The organism is Campylobacter sp. CCS1377 (assembly GCF_040008265.1).
GTDB lineage: Bacteria > Campylobacterota > Campylobacteria > Campylobacterales > Campylobacteraceae > Campylobacter_D.
The window spans coordinates 267,066-282,515 of the sequence record NZ_CP155620.1; the positions used below are offsets into that span (position 1 = coordinate 267,066).

The window sequence follows — 15,450 nt, forward strand, 5'->3', positions numbered from 1 at the left end:
TCTCACGATTAATTTATTTTGATAATAAAATTCAAAATAAATTAATATATTTTATGATATTATTAATAATAATTCTCAAAATAATTATATAAAAGGAGAGCAAAATGTCTGTTTTGGTTATAGGTGCTGATGAAATAACGCCTATTAAGGCGGTTTTATATGATTTGGGGGCTAAAAAAATCGAACACTGGGATGCTAGAAATGAAAACAGAGTTAATAAAAAACCTATTCCTCAAGATACAAAATGTATTGTTATGCTGACAAGTTTTTTAAACCACAATACGATGAAAAAAATTAAAGGCGAGGCTAAAAAAAGAAATATTCCTTTGGTTTGCGCGAAAAGAAGTGTGAGTTGTGTGTATTGTGAGTATTGCAAAGTTTTTAATCTTGATCAAAATTTTTCTTGCAAAAATAAGGATTAAACGATGCCATTTGGTTTTAATTTTAAACAAGAATTTATTCCTGATGTTTTTAAGGATTTGACTAGGGAGGATTTAAATTTAACTTTTTTACATCAGTACAATGCTTTTGTTGATGAAAAACTTGTGATTCCTATAGCTTATGCAAAAAATGCTAGAAATTTTAGAATGATTTTTGAAAAAAGAATTCAAGATATTTTAAAATTTTCATTTTTAAAGGCTAAGCACAAAAGTCCTTTGAAAAAATTTTGTATTTTTTCTCATTTATGGATCAAAGCGTATAAATACAAGGATTTTTCAGTACTCAAAAATGTTTTTTTTACACCAAAAATGCCAGTAGCAAGAATGATACAAATGCTTTATCAAAATGAGGAATTGATTTTTAATGCAAGGGAATTTTTTATCAATTATGTGTATGAAAAAATTGCTAAACAAAATCCAAAAAGACAATTAGAATTAAAAGATAATTTTTTGCTTATTGATGGACATTTTGCTGTGTTAATTTATGCGAAGAATTGCGATATAAATCAAAAGTCAAATTTTGCTTTAGAAGTCAATCAAGCATTAAAAATGATACAAAACCAAGAATTTTCAAGGTTTTATATTATTTTTCCTAAGAATAAAAATTTCAAAAGACACATAGAAATCAAACATTTTTTATCCGAAAAAAACAAAACTATGCTAAAATTAGTTCCGTATTCAATTACAAATAAATTAAAAGGAGAAATAAAACAATGTCAGTAGCAGTTATTTATGGTAGTTCAATGGGAAATACTGAAGGTGCGGCAAATACAATCGCTGAAAAACTAGGGATTAGTGATGTATTGAATGTTAGTGATGTAGATGCAGCAAAAATCAATTCTTATGATAAGTTGATTTGCGGAACTTCAACTTGGGGAAGTGGCGATTTGCAAGATGATTGGGATGGTTTTGATTTTTCAGGACTTTCGCTTTCAGGTAAAACAGTAGCTGTATTTGGCATGGGAGATAGTGAAAGTTACTCTGATACTTATTGCGGTGGTATGGGAAAACTTGCACAAAATTTAAAAGATGCTGGAGCAAATTTAGTAGGTGAGATTTCGACTGATGGTTATAATTTTGAAGCAAGTGATGCCGTTGTTGATGGTAAATTTGTAGGTTTAGCGCTGGATAATGACAACCAAGAAGATCAAACTGAGTCAAGAATTGATGCTTGGATAGCACAAATTAAACCTCATTTTTCTTAATTTTTAATGCTAGAAATTTTTCTAGCATTACTCTTTTTATCCTTTTCCTGCTTTTTTAAAAATTATTTTTTAATTCTAGTTTATGTTTAGTTATCTGCAAAAATATTTTGTATTTATTAAATAATAAATTTTATTATTTAATGTTATTTTTATTTTTAAAATAATATAATTTATCAATTAATAAAATTTATTATTTAGGAGAAGACAATGAAAAAACTAACTAATGATTTTGGCAATATTATTGCTGACAATCAAAATTCATTAAGTGCAGGTGCTAAGGGACCATTACTTATGCAAGATTATATTTTGCTTGAAAAACTTGCTCATCAAAATAGAGAAAGAATTCCAGAAAGAACTGTTCATGCAAAAGGAAGTGGAGCTTATGGTGAGATAAAAATCACTGCAGATTTAAGTGCTTATACTAAGGCTAAAATTTTTCAAAAAGGTGAGGTTACTCCACTTTTCTTGCGTTTTTCAACCGTTGCAGGTGAAGCAGGTGCAGCTGATGCAGAACGCGATGTAAGAGGTTTTGCAATTAAATTTTACACCAAAGAAGGAAATTGGGACTTAGTGGGAAACAATACCCCGACTTTTTTCATCCGTGATGCTTACAAATTCCCTGATTTTATTCACACTCAAAAAAGAGATCCTAGAACTCATCTAAGAAGCAATAATGCTGCTTGGGACTTTTGGACACTTTGCCCTGAAAGCTTACACCAAGTAACCATACTTATGAGCGATAGAGGAATTCCTGCGTCATATCGTCATATGCACGGCTTTGGAAGCCATACTTATAGCTTCATCAACGATAAAAATGAAAGATTTTGGGTAAAATTTCATTTTAAAACTATGCAAGGTATTAAAAATCTCACTAATGAAGAAGCAGCAAAAATCATCGCAGATGATAGAGAAAGTCACCAAAGAGATCTTTATGAAGCTATTGAAAATAAAGATTTTCCAAAATGGAAAGTACAAGTGCAAATTTTAGCCGAAAATGACACAGAAAAACTTGGATTTAATCCTTTTGATTTAACTAAAATTTGGCCACACTCTATCGTGCCTTTAATGGATGTTGGTGAAATGGTTTTAAATAAAAATCCGCAAAATTACTTCAATGAAGTTGAACAAGCAGCTTTTAGCCCTAGCAATATAGTTCCAGGTATTAGTTTTAGTCCTGATAAAATGCTTCAAGCTAGAATTTTTTCATACCCTGATGCGCACAGATATCGCATAGGAACAAATTACCATTTACTTCCTGTAAATCGTGCTAAAAGCGAAGTAAATACTTATAATGTAGCGGGTGCTATGAATTTTGACACTTATAAAAATGAAGCAGCTTATTATGAGCCAAATAGTTATGATTATAGTCCAAAAGAAGATAAAAGCTATCTTGAGCCCGATCTTGCCATAGATAATGTTGCACAAAGATTTGCCCCACTAGATGATGATTTTTATACTCAACCAAGGGCTTTATTTAACATTATGAATGATAGTCAAAAAGCACAACTTTTTAACAATATCGCTGCCTCTATGAAAGGAGTAGATGAAAAAATTATCACTAGAGCTTTAAATCATTTTGAAAAAATTTCAAGTGATTATGCAAATGGAGTAAAAAAAGCTTTAGGAAAATAATTTTTACTTGCCACTTTAAAAGTGGCAAACTAAAGATTATAAATATTTAAGGAAAAGTGATGATGACTTTGAGTTTAGAAGAAGAAAAAAGATTTGCCGAGCTTTGCAAAATGGCTTTTAATTTTGCTAGAAATGATGAATGCGAAAACCTAAAAACCATGATAGAAGCAGGACTTAATGTTAATTTAAAAACACACAAAGGTGATACTTTATTAATGCTTGCCGCTTATAATAATTCTTATGAGTGTGCTAAAATGCTTTTAGAAAAAGGTGCAAAAGTTGATGAGAAAAATGATCGCGGTCAAACTCCGCTTGCAGGGGTTTGTTTTAAAGGTTATTTGCCTATGTGTGAGCTTTTGGTGAAATATGGAGCAAATATTGATGAAAATAATGGTTTAGGGATGACGCCTTATACTTTTGCTATTATGTTTGGCCGTAAAGATGTAGCAGAGTTTTTAAGTAAAAATTCCAAAAAAAGTTTAGCAAAAAAGATTTCGTTAAAAATTTTGCAGTTATTTAAAAAATGATTTTATTTAAATTTTTTTAAATACCTGTAAACGCTAGGCTCTGAAATTTTTAAGAGTTTAGCTACTATGGGTACAGAACCTTTAATGTTAAAGATACCTTTTTCGTATAAGGTTTTTGCTATCTCTTCTTTTTGGCTAATACTTAATTGATAATTAGCGTTTAAATAATTCATATCAATACTTTGGGCTAAAATTTCTTCTATGGAATGACTTAAAGTTTCTATATTTCCCAAATCATTTATTTCAATATTGTTTTCATTATTTTCTTTGTTTGGATTTAAAATTTCACTCATATCATCTAATTTTTCTATGTCTATGATTTTACAAACTGCATCTCTTATCGCACTAGTATCGTGATTTATACATAAAATTCCCACAAGTTTATCGGTATTTTTTATAAAAAAAGTTGAACCTCTAACAAGTTTTGACTTTCCAATTAAAGCCTTATAGTCATATAAAAAATCTTCCTTTAAATAAGCTTTATTTTGTATAAGTTCGCTTGCAAAAGCACTTAGTGGAGATTTTAAAGTTCTACCGCTGATATGATTATTGGCAATGGCTGCGATATAAGCACCTTCTTCGTCAATTACATGAAAAACTATTTCATATTGTTTGCCTAAAACTTGTCCTAAAAAATTTGTAAGTTTGATAAATTGTTCTTTTTGCTTTTCATCCATAACATACCCCAAAGTTTAGATTGAAATTAAGATTTTATTCTAACTTTAAATTTTTAAAAATATTCTTAATAAATAATATTTTATTATTGTAATAAAAAAATATTGACAAGTTATTATTAAATTGATAATATTTTATTGTAATTTTATTTATAGAGGAGACAAAATGACAAATTATCCAAAGGCTATCGGTCCTTACTCGGCCTATAGAGAAGCAAATGGTATGCTTTTTATTTCGGGACAGTTACCTATAAACCCTACATCAGGTGAGATTGAAAGTTTGGATATCAAAGAACAAACTAGACAATCTTTAAAAAATATTGGTGCTATTTTAGAAGAGAATGGAATTTCTTACGATAAAGTTGTTAAAACGACTTGTTTTTTAGCTGAAATTTCTGACTTTTTAGCTTTTAATGAAGTCTATGCCGAGTTTTTCAAAGCTCCTTATCCTGCTAGAAGCGCTTTTGCGGTAAAAGATCTACCAAAAGGAGCAAAAATTGAAATAGAAGTCATAGCCTCAAAAGGATAAGCCATGCTAGGTCTTAGTTTTTCTTTATTAAGCGTAATTTTACTTGTTTTTATGCTTTATAAAAAAGTCAATGCTCACATGGCATTGCTTTTAAGTGGTTTGTTGTTGCTTTCTTTGGCTGCTATTTTTGGGCTTTCTCCACATGTTATTGAAAAAGGCTCTTTAAATTTAGCCTTTTTTGATATTTTTCAAGTTTTTAACCAAACAATGTCAAGTACTTTAGCAGGTCTTGGTCTTACCTTAATGTGTATTGCTGGATTTTCTGCTTATATGGATCATGTTGGGGCTTCCTATGCACTTTTTAAGGTTTTTGAAAAACCTCTAAAAATGGTAAAATCTCCCTATGTTTTGCTTATAATTGCATATTTTATCGTGCAATTTTTAGTTCTTTTTATCCCATCTCATGCAGGACTTGGACTTTTGCTTATGGTTACCATGTATCCTATTTTGGTGCGTTCGGGTGTTTCAAAACTATCTGCCTTAAGCGTGATTGCAATTTGTCAATACATAGATCATGGACCTGGAAGTGGTAATGTTATCATGGCTTCAAAAGTGGCTGATATTGATCCTGCGATCTATTTTGTAAATTATCAGTTGCCTACAACTTTACCAATCATTTTAGCAGTGGGACTTGCGATTTATCTTAGCAATAAATTCTTTGATAAAAGAGATAATTTTGTTTTCAACGCTCAAGAAGTAGAAAAAGAATTAAGTCAAAATGAGGACAAAGAAAAAGAATTAAAAAAACCACCAAGAATTTATGCTATTTTGCCTATAATCCCTTTAGTTTTAATATTAGGTTTTAGTTCGGTTTTAGATAGTTTTTTAGTTTTGATTGGAATTAGTAGTGTCGAAGAGGTTGAAGCAGCTGCTAGCACTGCAATTAAAATGAATGTTCCAGTAGCAATGGTAATTTCAACTTTTGTGGCTATTATTTTTGAAATGATACGCTATAAAAGTATAGTAGAAACTCTTAATTCTATTATGATTTTCTTTAAAGGAATGGGGCATTTATTTGTAATCACAGTTTCTTTGATAGTTTGCGGTCAGGTCTTTGCAAATGGACTTTTATCGGTTGGTTTTGTGGATACTTTGATAGGATATTGCCAAAGTGCTGGATTTGGCGTGCTTGCTATTATTATTGCAGTATCTATTTTACTTGCAGTTTGTGCTTTTTTGATGGGTTCTGGAAATGCAGCATTTTTTTCTTTTGCGCCATTAATTCCAAACATAGCAAAACATTTTGGTGTTGAAACCATTACTATGATAGCACCAATTCAAATTATGACAGGTTTTGGAAGATGTGTTAGTCCTATAGCACCGGCAATTTTGGCAATTTCAGCTATTGCAAAAGTAAATCCTTTGCAAGTGGTTAAAAGAACAGCTATTCCTATGTTGGTGGCTGCGATTACTAATATTATTATGACTTATATTTATTTATAAAAAGGAGAAAAAATGAATTCAAAAACTAAACTTATCCATTGTGGTAGAGGAGATCAAAATGTTCCTGTAAGATCGGTTAACCCTACACTTATGCGTGCATCAACCATACTTTTTAAAGATCACGCTACTTGGCAAGAATACAGAGAATTAAGAAAAACTCAGCGTGTTTTAAGTTACGGCGCTAGAGGAACGACTACAAATTTTGAGTTAGAAAAATTAATTTGTGAGCTAGAAGGCGGACATAGAGCTCAACTTTTCCCAACAGGACTTGCAGCTTTAGCTATGGTGCTTTTAAATTATGCTAGTAAAGATGCTCATTTTTTAATTACTGATGCTATTTATGGACCTGTTAGAACTATTTGTGATTTATTTTTAGCAAAAATGGGTGTAGAAATTGACTTCTTAAAAGCAGATGCTTCTGATGTAGAAGAAAAAATTAAACCAAATACAAAACTTATTTTATGTGAAAGTCCAGGTTCTATACTTTATGAAATCATAGATTTGCCAAAACTTTGCAAAATAGCACATGCTCACAATATTCCTGTAGCTATTGATAATACATACTCTAGTGGGTATTTTTTAAATCCACTTGAGCTTGGTGTAGATATCTCAGTTATTGCTGCAACTAAATATTTAAGTGGACATTCAGATGTTACTATGGGTATAGTAGTGATTAATGAAAAAGAATGGAAGAATTTTGACAAACTTCCTGAAGCTTTAGGTTTTACAACAAGTCCTGATGATGCTTATTTAGTACTTCGCGGTATGAGAACGCTAGATGTTAGAATGAAAGCTCATGAAAAAAGTGCTGATGAAATCGTAGAGTTTTTACAAACAAGAAAAGAAATAAAAACTATTTTTTATCCAAAAATTAAAACTCATCCAAATCATGAAATTTTTATGCGTGATCATAAAGGTGCAAATGGTATGGTTACAATTGAATTTGCAAATGGGTATAGCAAAGAAGATGCTATTAAATTCGTAGATAAATTAGAGTATTTTTCAATAGGTGCTAGTTGGGGTGGATATGAAAGTTTAGCAACCGTTACTACTCCGCCAAGAACAGCAACCGATTGGAGTGCAAGAGGTCCATTTGTAAGATTTCATATAGGGCTTGAAGATACAAAAGATTTAATTGCTGATTTAACACAGGCTTTTGATAGTATTAAAAAATAAGGGGATAAAATGACAGGAATTAGTGTATTTGATCATAGATTATTAGCAGATTCTTGGAGCACTCCTGCAATGAGAGCTATTTTTAGTGAAGAAAATAGAATTCAAAAATGGCTTGATGTAGAAGCTGCCCTAGCAAAAGCACAAGCAAAGCTTAAAATCATACCAGAAGATGCCGCAGAAGAGATAGCAAAAAAAGCTCATTATGAATTTATGGATATGGATTTTATCTATGCTGAATTTAAAAAAACCAAACATCCTTTAGTGCCGACCGTTCGTGGTTTAGAAAAGGCTTGTGAAAATGGTTTGGGCGAATTTGTGCATTTTGGAGTTACTACTCAAGATATTATTGATACTGGACTTGTTTTGCAATTTAAAGAAGCAATGCAAATCATAAAAAGCGAGTTAAAGGCTATAGCAAAAGATTTAGCAAAACTTGCTAAAACACATAAAAACACCCCTATGATGGGAAGAACTTTAGCTTTGCAAGCTTTACCTATAACTTTTGGACACAAAGTTGCTATTTGGCTTAGTGAATTAAACCGCCATTATGATAGGATAATGGAGCTTGAAAAAAGATTATATGTAGGTTTAATCGTAGGTGCAGTAGGAACTAAAGCAAGTTTAAGCGATGAGTGTAATGAAGTAGAAAAGCTAACTTTGGAAAATTTAGATTTAAATGTACCTGATATTTCTTGGCAGCCTGCAAGAGATCGTTTTATAGAGCTTGGTTATGTTTTAGGAAATATTAATGCAACCTTTAACAAAATAGCACATCAGCTTTTAATCCTTACACACAATGAAATAGATGAAATAGCAGAGCCTTTTGGCAAAGGACAAGTTGGATCAAGCACTATGCCACACAAAAGAAATCCTGCGGTAAGTGAAAATGCAGTAACTGTTAGTAATGCTTTAAGAGCAAATATTGCGATTTTAAGTGATATTGAAAGACATGAGCATGAAAGAGATGGACAAGTTTGGAAAATGGAATGGAAACTTTTACCTGAAATTTTCTTAATGCTTTCAGTGGTTTTGGCAAATATGAAATTTGTTTTTAGTGATTTAGAAGTTAAAAAAGACAAAATGCTTAAAAATCTAAATATTTTAGATGGCTTTGTTTTAGCAGAACGCGTTATGTTTGCATTAAGTGATCATTATGGAAAGCAACACGCACATGAGATTGTTTATGAAAATGCGATGAGAGGCATAGAAGGTCATAAAACATTTAAAGAAGTATTATTAAGTGATGAAAGAGTAAGTAAAGTATTAAATGAAAAAGACATTGATGCCTTGCTTGATGCGACTACTTATGTGGGTTATGCACCAAAACTTGTAGATGAATTTTTAGAAAAAATCGCTTCATCTGAAATTTTAAAATAGGAAATAAAAATGCTTTATAGCGAGATTTTAGCTGATTTTATCGTAGGGCTTAAATTTGAAGATATCCCATCAAGTGTAGTGCAAAGGGCTAAGGAATTAATGCTCGATAGCCTTGGGACAGCTTTGGCTGCAAGTAATGAAGAATGTGTTAATAATGCTTTAAAAGTTTTTAATACTAAAGGTGATACTCAAATTTGGGGCAAAGAGGAAAAAATTGACGCTATAAGCGCTGCTATGCTTAATGGTATAGCAGCCCATGCGCTTGATTTTGATGATACGCACACAGAAGCTATTTTACATGCAAGTGCTATTTTAACTCCGCTTTGTTTGAGTTATGGTTTTAGTGTGAGTAAAGATGCTAAAAAAATCATCAAAGCTTTTATCATAGGCTGGGAAGTAGCTGCTAGAGTTGGCATTGCAAGTAAGGGAAGTTTTCACAAACGCGGTTTTCATACTACTGCTATTGCTGGAATTTTTGGAAGTGTGAGTGCGAGTTGTGTCATGCTTGATTTAAATAAAGAACAAATCATTAATGCTTTAGGGCTTGCAGGAAGCTTTGCAAGTGGGGTAAATGAATTTTTATCGAATGGATCAAATTCAAAAGTTTTGCATATTGCCAATGCTATAAAGAATGGAATTTTTGTTGCAAATTGCGCTAAAAATGGTATGAGTGGTCCTCTTAGTATCTTTGAAGGAAGGGATAATATCTTTAGATGTTTTGGCATAGAGCAAGATTGCGATAAAGCTAAACTTTGTGAAGCTTTGGGTGAAATTTGGCAAGTTATGCAAGTTTCTATAAAGCCTTATCCGAGTTGTCATTTTGCACATGGGCTTATTGATTGTGCTATTGCTTTAAGAAATGACGGCTTAAAAGCAGACGAAATTAAAAGCATACATTGTTTTGTAGATGAGGTGCCTATTTCTTTTATTTGTGATCCTTTAGAAGCAAAATATACCCCAAATAGTGCTTACGCGGCTAAATTTTCCATGCCTTTTTTGATGGCTTTAGGTTTTTTTGATGGCAAAATTACCTTGACTTCTTATGAAAATTTAAAAAGAGATGAAGTACTAGAATTTGCTAAAAAAATCACTTATGAAAAAAGAAAATCAAGCGGCTTTCCAAAGTATTTCCCAGGGCATATAGAAGCTATTTTGCAAGATAGAAGAGTGATTAAAAAGGATGTATTTATAAATAAAGGTAATTTCGATAATCCTTTGAGCTTTGAAGAGCTAAAGGCTAAATTTTTAGATAATGCCTTAAGAAGTGTCGAACTAAAAAGAGCACAAAATATAATAAATCAAATTCAAGATCTAGAAAATTTACAAACTTTTTCTTTTTAGCTTTTAATAAAAACTTAAAAATTACATATCTTTGCTAAAATTTGATTTTATTGTATTTTGAAAGGAAAATTTATGCAAAGATATCCAAAAGCTATTGGTCCATATTCGGCTTATAGAGAAGCGAATAGTTTTATTTTTATATCAGGTCAAATTCCTATTGATCCGCAAAATGGTGAAGTTGTAAATGGAGATATTGCTCAGCAAAGCACTCAAGTTTTAAAGAATTTGCAAGCTATATTAGAAGAAAATGGACTTGGTTTTGAAAATGTAGTGAAAACAACGGTTTTTTTAGCAGACATTAATGAATTTACTCCAATGAATGAAATTTATGCCAAGTTTTTTAAAGCCCCTTATCCTGCGCGTTCAGCTATTGCCGTTAAAGATCTTCCTAAGGGTGTAAAGGTTGAAATTGAAGCTATAGCATTTAAAAAATAAATTTGCTAATCGTTATCAAAATTAAGATATGATTTATCTTAAAAATGTTACAATTTTTTATTTATTGTTTCTTAAGGATGCAAAATGACGCTTGATGTTTTAAAAGATGATGAAGTAGCTTTAATTATTGATATTGATGCTTCTGATGAGCTTAAAAATAGATTTTTTAGTTTTGGTTTTATCAAAGGGAGAAAAATTAAAAAAATTTCATCATCTTTAAGAAAATCTACTTTAATGGTGGAACTCGAAAATAGTTGCGTGATTTTAAGAGCCAATGAAGCAAAAACAATTAAAATACAAAAGATAACGCAATGAAAAAAATTAATGTTGTACTTGTAGGGCAACCTAATGTGGGTAAAAGTCTTTTGATTAATGCTTTGTGTAAAGCTAATATGAAAGTGGGAAATTTCCCAGGTGTAACCGTTGAAAAGGCTGTGGCAAAGGCATATTATAAAGATTATGAAATTAAATTTATTGATTTGCCTGGAACTTATGCCTTAGATGGTTATTCTGAAGAAGAAAAAATCACAAAAAATTACATAGAAAATGAAAATTACGATATTATTGTTAATGTTTTAGATTCTACAAATTTAGAACGCAATCTTGCTTTAAGTATGCAACTTTTGGATATAAATAAAAAAATGATTTTAGCTTTAAATATGCAAGATGAGGCGCACAATGAAGGTGCTTGGATTAATGACAAGGCTCTAGAAGAGCTTTTAAAAATTCCTTGTATTAGTGTTTCTGCAAAAACAAAGCAAAATTTAAATAGCTTATTAGAACTTATTATCCAAAATCACGAAAAACAGTTCATCGCTCCGCAAAGAATTTATAGCGATGTTATTGAAAATGAACTTGACAAAATCACTGAATTTTTAAATAATAAAAAATTAAATCACCATGATCTTTCTAATAGGCAATTTGCTTTTGATTTATTGTTAGGAAAACAGCAAAGTGAATTTGATGAGTTAAATTCACTTATTAATAGTGCGCGTAATAGGTTATTTATGGAGTACGACACTCAAGATTTAAATATGATTTTTAGAGAAAATTTAATGGCTTTTGCAAAAGCGGTAGCGATGAAGGTTTTAAGCCAAAGCAAAAAAAAGAATAAAAATCTCACCAAAAATATTGATGCTATTTTGACAAATAAATATTTAGGAATTCCTATATTTTTATTTTTTATGTGGGCTTTATTTCAGCTAACTTTTACTTTAGGACAAATTCCTATGGATTATATAGAGAGTGGATTTGCCGCCTTTGGTAATTTATGCAAAGAGTATATTTCTAATGAACTTTTAGCTTCTATTTTGGCTGATGGAATAATAGGTGGTGTGGGTGCTGTGGTATTGTTTTTGCCAAATATTATCATCTTGTTTTTTGGCATCGCACTTTTAGAGACAACAGGTTATATGTCAAGAGTCGCTTTTTTGCTTGATGGAATTTTGCATAAATTTGGCTTACATGGAAAAAGTTTTATTCCACTTATTACTGGTTTTGGTTGTTCTGTGCCGGCTTTTATGGCTACACGAACGCTAAAGAATAAAAGGGATAGACTTTTAACTCTTTTTGTTATAAATTTTATGAGTTGCGGTGCGAGACTTCCTGTTTATGTACTTTTCATCGGGGCTTTTTTTCCAAGCGAAAAAGCAGGAAATTATCTTTTTGGAATTTACATTTTAGGTGCGATTTTAGGACTTTGTGCGGCAAAACTTTTAAGAATGACAGCTTTTCGTGGATTTGATGAGCCTTTTGTAATGGAAATGCCAAAATACCGTATGCCAAATTGGCATTTAGTTTGGTTTATGGTTTACAATAAAGCTAAAATGTATCTTAAAAAGGCTGGAACTTTCATACTTTTAGCATCTTTACTTATATGGTTTGCGAGTAACTTTCCGCAAAATAATGTTGCTGATGTAAATTTGAGTGAATTAGAAAAACAAGAGCTTGCTATTGAAAATAGTTATTTAGGACAGTTTGGCAAGGCTATTGAGCCTGTGTTTGCTCCGCTTGAGCTTGATTGGAAATTAAGCGTTTCTTTAGTCAGCGGTTTAGCGGCAAAAGAAGTGATGATTTCAACCATGGGAGTGCTTTATTCTTTGGGTTCTGAAGTAGATGAAGAAAATTTAGCTTTAAGAGAAACCATTGCAAAGACTATCCCATTTCCAACTGCGGTAGCTTATATTTTATTTGTAATGATTTACAATCCTTGCTTTGCAGCTACTATAGTCTTTTCAAAAGAAAGCGGTAAAGCTAAATATACTTTATATCTTTTTATCTTTACTTGCACTGTGGCTTATATAGTCGCTTTTGTGGGTTTAAATATTACAAAATTTGTGTTAAATTAACCTATTTTTTGCTTGTTAAATTCCACCACGCTTTGAATGCTTTTTTCAAAAGCTTTTAAAGCACTATAAGCAATACCTTCAAAATCAAGTCCACCGCAAAGATAAATTAAAGGCATACGAAAGGATTTGCTAATATCAAGCTTTGATTTTTCGGCAAGAGTGAGTTTAAAATCATAAGGACTTGCATGTTTAAAAGCATAATTTTTTGCTGCATTTAAAAAGTCATTTTTATCTTTTAAAAATTCACCCTTGGCTAAAATAAAATTAATTTCAAAATATTTCCAAATATCATTTGAAATTTGAGAATTTTCATCAAAATTTTGTTCTATAAAATGATAATTTTTTTCAAATGCTTTTTTGTAATTTTCTATCAATGATGCCCCAAGTTTATTTTTAGCTATATTTTGTAAAATAAGTTTAACATTGCTTTCAAATTCAAAGTCCATAGTTGATAAAATTTCAATCTGCTCTTTGAGCGTAAATTCTATATTTTGTTTTTCATTTGTAAGCTTAGCATAAGAAAAAATATTTGCCATAGGTTTTTCATAATTTCCAAATTCATCCCAGAAATTTTTTTCACTACAAGCGATACATCCATGCCCTGCGGCTACTGGCCATGAGGTTTTGGAATTAAATTTTACTTTGGGACAATTATTATAAGTATAAGGTCCCTTGCAACCTATTTTAAATAAACAAGCTCCATTTTTAGCCTTTTCATCATCAAAAGTATCCGCAAAAATGCCACTTTCAAATTTCGCTTTTCTTTCGCATAAATCGTGCAAACATTTTCCATAAGCCCATACAGGTCTATTTTGTGCGTCAAGCTCTGGTAAGGTATCAAAAAGTGCATAAAAAGCTAAATTTGCTATGATATTAACATCACTTGGCGGACAACCGGGGATATTAACTACCTTTTGGCTTAAAACTTCGCTTATACCGCAAGTTTTACTAGGATTTGGATAAGCAGCTTGGATTCCACCATAGCTTGAGCAAGTACCTACTGCAAAAATAGCTTTAGCTTTAGTAGCTAGTTTGTTAAGAATTTCAAAGCCACTTTCGCCTTTTGATCCGATAGTAAGAAAAAAGGTATCAATAGCTGCAACACCGCCTTCTACAGCCAAAACAAATTCATCTTCTAAAACTTCCTCTAAAAGTTCTTCAGCCTTAGTCCCATTTGCAGCCATTAAGGTTTCGTGGTATTCTAAAGAAAAAAAATCAAAAATAAATTCATCAAAACTAGGAAGCTCTGAACGCAACAAACTCTCACTACACCCCGTGCATTCGCAAAGATGAAGCCAAACGACTTTCATTTTCGGTGCAATTTGAAAAAATTTCGCTGCTAAAGGCGGAATTTCATTGCCTAAAGATAAATGCTTAGCAAGAGTTTTAACGCTTTCTTCGTTGATGTTTTTTTCATCTACTAAACTTGAATTTTTGATTTTTTCAATGCGTTTTGTGAGTATTTCTTTTAATTCCTCATTGCTAAGTTTTGTCATTTTTATCCTTTTTGTTTGTCCCAGCAAAGTATGGTATTTCCATTTTCATCTTTTTCTACATCGCCCATACCCATGATATTATATCCCGCATCGACATAATGCACCTCGCCAGTTACCCCTCGTGCTAAATCGCTAAGTAAATACATTGCTGAATTTCCTACATCTTGAGTGCTTACATTGCGTTTTAATGGGGCATTGATTTCATTGTATTTTAGTATCATTCTAAAATCGCCTATCCCGCTTGCTGCTAAAGTTTTAATAGGTCCTGCTGAAATTGCATTAACGCGAATTCCTTTTATGCCCAAATCTCTTGCTAAATAACGCACAGAGCTTTCAAGTGCTGCTTTTGCCACACCCATAACATTATAATGAGGTACATACTTAACACCACCAAGATAGCTTAGTGTTAAAATTGAACCATTTTCTTTAAGCACTGGAAGCACTGCTCTTGTTAAAGAAAGTAAAGAATACACAGAAGTTCCCATTGCAATATCAAAGGCTTCTTTTGAAGTTTCCAAAAAGGAATTTTCTAAGGCTTCTTTTGGTGCGTAAGCTACTGCATGAACTATAAAATCGATCTCGCCTAAATCTTTTTTAACTTTATCGGCTATGCTTGCTAAATGTTCTTCATTATTCACATCAAGTTCATAAACAAATTTAGAATTAAACTCTTCTGCGATAGGCTCAACGCGTTTTTTTAAAGCATCATTTAAAAAAGTAAAAGCCAAACTCGCCCCTTGCTCAAAGCAAGCTTTTGCTATACCATAAGCAATGGATTTATTATTTGCAACACCTACAATAAGACCTTTTTTACCTTTCATTATCAT

General features: G+C 31.5%; 16 protein-coding genes. 13 read left to right on the forward strand and 3 right to left on the reverse strand.

The genetic code is table 11. The annotated features are described in order from the left end of the window. The first annotated feature begins 104 nt into the window (after window positions 1-104). The 5 genes from AAH949_RS01400 to AAH949_RS01420 all read left to right on the forward strand — a co-directional run bounded on the left by AAH949_RS01400 (window position 105) and on the right by AAH949_RS01420 (window position 3,804). Window positions 105-422, forward strand: a complete 318-nt coding sequence (locus AAH949_RS01400; RefSeq protein ID WP_134237593.1) for a DUF2325 domain-containing protein — start codon at window positions 105-107, stop codon at window positions 420-422. A 3-nt stretch (window positions 423-425) separates the two neighbouring features. Further along, a complete protein-coding gene (locus AAH949_RS01405; RefSeq protein ID WP_348518752.1) occupies window positions 426-1,163 on the forward strand; it encodes a hypothetical protein in 738 nt (245 codons plus the stop codon). After that, window positions 1,154-1,645, forward strand: coding sequence for a flavodoxin FldA (fldA, locus tag AAH949_RS01410; protein WP_134237595.1), 492 nt, complete (start codon window positions 1,154-1,156; stop codon window positions 1,643-1,645). Before AAH949_RS01405 ends, fldA begins: the two co-directional genes overlap by 10 nt. A gap of 207 nt (window positions 1,646-1,852) precedes the next feature. Continuing rightward, complete coding sequence (locus AAH949_RS01415) at window positions 1,853-3,277, forward strand: catalase (protein WP_348518753.1); 1,425 nt, start codon at window positions 1,853-1,855, stop codon at window positions 3,275-3,277. Window positions 3,278-3,336: 59 nt separating this feature from the next. Continuing rightward, complete coding sequence (locus AAH949_RS01420; protein WP_134237597.1) at window positions 3,337-3,804, forward strand: Cj1386 family hemin-binding protein; 468 nt, start codon at window positions 3,337-3,339, stop codon at window positions 3,802-3,804. Between the two features lie 2 nt (window positions 3,805-3,806). Here the strand turns inward: AAH949_RS01420 and AAH949_RS01425 are convergent, their stop codons facing one another. After that, window positions 3,807-4,481, reverse strand: a complete 675-nt coding sequence (locus AAH949_RS01425) for a PAS domain-containing protein (RefSeq protein ID WP_134237598.1) — start codon at window positions 4,479-4,481, stop codon at window positions 3,807-3,809. A 163-nt stretch (window positions 4,482-4,644) separates the two neighbouring features. Here AAH949_RS01425 and AAH949_RS01430 point away from each other — a divergent pair, with 163 nt between their 5' ends. From AAH949_RS01430 to feoB, 8 genes are all read left to right on the forward strand, one after another. Then, entirely contained in the window at window positions 4,645-5,007 is a 363-nt protein-coding gene (locus tag AAH949_RS01430) for a RidA family protein (RefSeq protein ID WP_134237599.1), read from the forward strand. A 3-nt stretch (window positions 5,008-5,010) separates the two neighbouring features. Then, window positions 5,011-6,450 carry a C4-dicarboxylate transporter DcuC gene (gene dcuC, locus AAH949_RS01435; protein ID WP_134237600.1) on the forward strand — a complete coding sequence of 480 codons (1,440 nt, stop codon included), beginning with the start codon at window positions 5,011-5,013 and terminating at the stop codon, window positions 6,448-6,450. A gap of 12 nt (window positions 6,451-6,462) precedes the next feature. Then, window positions 6,463-7,626 carry a PLP-dependent aspartate aminotransferase family protein gene (locus AAH949_RS01440; RefSeq protein WP_134237601.1) on the forward strand — a complete coding sequence of 388 codons (1,164 nt, stop codon included), beginning with the start codon at window positions 6,463-6,465 and terminating at the stop codon, window positions 7,624-7,626. Window positions 7,627-7,635: 9 nt separating this feature from the next. Continuing rightward, window positions 7,636-9,003 carry an adenylosuccinate lyase gene (gene purB, locus AAH949_RS01445; protein WP_348518754.1) on the forward strand — a complete coding sequence of 456 codons (1,368 nt, stop codon included), beginning with the start codon at window positions 7,636-7,638 and terminating at the stop codon, window positions 9,001-9,003. Between the two features lie 9 nt (window positions 9,004-9,012). After that, window positions 9,013-10,344 (forward strand): MmgE/PrpD family protein, encoded by a 1,332-nt coding sequence (locus AAH949_RS01450; protein WP_348518755.1) that lies wholly within the window; start codon window positions 9,013-9,015, stop codon window positions 10,342-10,344. Between the two features lie 72 nt (window positions 10,345-10,416). Continuing rightward, window positions 10,417-10,779 (forward strand): RidA family protein, encoded by a 363-nt coding sequence (locus AAH949_RS01455; RefSeq protein WP_134237604.1) that lies wholly within the window; start codon window positions 10,417-10,419, stop codon window positions 10,777-10,779. An 84-nt stretch (window positions 10,780-10,863) separates the two neighbouring features. Then, window positions 10,864-11,094 carry a FeoA domain-containing protein gene (locus AAH949_RS01460; protein ID WP_134237605.1) on the forward strand — a complete coding sequence of 77 codons (231 nt, stop codon included), beginning with the start codon at window positions 10,864-10,866 and terminating at the stop codon, window positions 11,092-11,094. Continuing rightward, window positions 11,091-13,127 carry a ferrous iron transport protein B gene (gene feoB, locus AAH949_RS01465; protein ID WP_348518756.1) on the forward strand — a complete coding sequence of 679 codons (2,037 nt, stop codon included), beginning with the start codon at window positions 11,091-11,093 and terminating at the stop codon, window positions 13,125-13,127. The genes AAH949_RS01460 and feoB overlap by 4 nt, the downstream gene beginning before the upstream one ends. On the opposite strand, the gene AAH949_RS01470 is transcribed toward feoB, so the two are convergent. Together AAH949_RS01470 and fabI are read right to left on the reverse strand one after the other, a co-directional pair. Then, window positions 13,124-14,623, reverse strand: coding sequence for a hydrogenase small subunit (locus AAH949_RS01470; protein ID WP_348518757.1), 1,500 nt, complete (start codon window positions 14,621-14,623; stop codon window positions 13,124-13,126). The two genes, feoB and AAH949_RS01470, sit on opposite strands and share 4 nt — an antisense overlap. A gap of 2 nt (window positions 14,624-14,625) precedes the next feature. Then, the gene (fabI, locus tag AAH949_RS01475) at window positions 14,626-15,450 is read right to left on the reverse strand and encodes an enoyl-ACP reductase FabI (RefSeq protein WP_348518758.1); all 825 of its coding nucleotides are present in this window, start codon (window positions 15,448-15,450) and stop codon (window positions 14,626-14,628) included.

What these genes read in the sequence shown, in the direction of transcription:
- AAH949_RS01400 (WP_134237593.1), top strand. Translation starts at nt 105, where the DNA reads ATGTCTGTTTTGGTTATAGGTGCTGATGAAATAACGCCTATTAAGGCG.
- AAH949_RS01405 (WP_348518752.1), top strand. Translation starts at nt 426, where the DNA reads ATGCCATTTGGTTTTAATTTTAAACAAGAATTTATTCCTGATGTTTTT.
- fldA (WP_134237595.1), top strand. Translation starts at nt 1,154, where the DNA reads ATGTCAGTAGCAGTTATTTATGGTAGTTCAATGGGAAATACTGAAGGT.
- AAH949_RS01415 (WP_348518753.1), top strand. Translation starts at nt 1,853, where the DNA reads ATGAAAAAACTAACTAATGATTTTGGCAATATTATTGCTGACAATCAA.
- AAH949_RS01420 (WP_134237597.1), top strand. Translation starts at nt 3,337, where the DNA reads ATGATGACTTTGAGTTTAGAAGAAGAAAAAAGATTTGCCGAGCTTTGC.
- AAH949_RS01425 (WP_134237598.1), bottom strand. Translation starts at nt 4,481, where the DNA reads ATGGATGAAAAGCAAAAAGAACAATTTATCAAACTTACAAATTTTTTA.
- AAH949_RS01430 (WP_134237599.1), top strand. Translation starts at nt 4,645, where the DNA reads ATGACAAATTATCCAAAGGCTATCGGTCCTTACTCGGCCTATAGAGAA.
- dcuC (WP_134237600.1), top strand. Translation starts at nt 5,011, where the DNA reads ATGCTAGGTCTTAGTTTTTCTTTATTAAGCGTAATTTTACTTGTTTTT.
- AAH949_RS01440 (WP_134237601.1), top strand. Translation starts at nt 6,463, where the DNA reads ATGAATTCAAAAACTAAACTTATCCATTGTGGTAGAGGAGATCAAAAT.
- purB (WP_348518754.1), top strand. Translation starts at nt 7,636, where the DNA reads ATGACAGGAATTAGTGTATTTGATCATAGATTATTAGCAGATTCTTGG.
- AAH949_RS01450 (WP_348518755.1), top strand. Translation starts at nt 9,013, where the DNA reads ATGCTTTATAGCGAGATTTTAGCTGATTTTATCGTAGGGCTTAAATTT.
- AAH949_RS01455 (WP_134237604.1), top strand. Translation starts at nt 10,417, where the DNA reads ATGCAAAGATATCCAAAAGCTATTGGTCCATATTCGGCTTATAGAGAA.
- AAH949_RS01460 (WP_134237605.1), top strand. Translation starts at nt 10,864, where the DNA reads ATGACGCTTGATGTTTTAAAAGATGATGAAGTAGCTTTAATTATTGAT.
- feoB (WP_348518756.1), top strand. Translation starts at nt 11,091, where the DNA reads ATGAAAAAAATTAATGTTGTACTTGTAGGGCAACCTAATGTGGGTAAA.
- AAH949_RS01470 (WP_348518757.1), bottom strand. Translation starts at nt 14,623, where the DNA reads ATGACAAAACTTAGCAATGAGGAATTAAAAGAAATACTCACAAAACGC.
- fabI (WP_348518758.1), bottom strand. Translation starts at nt 15,450, where the DNA reads ATGATAATGAAAGGTAAAAAAGGTCTTATTGTAGGTGTTGCAAATAAT.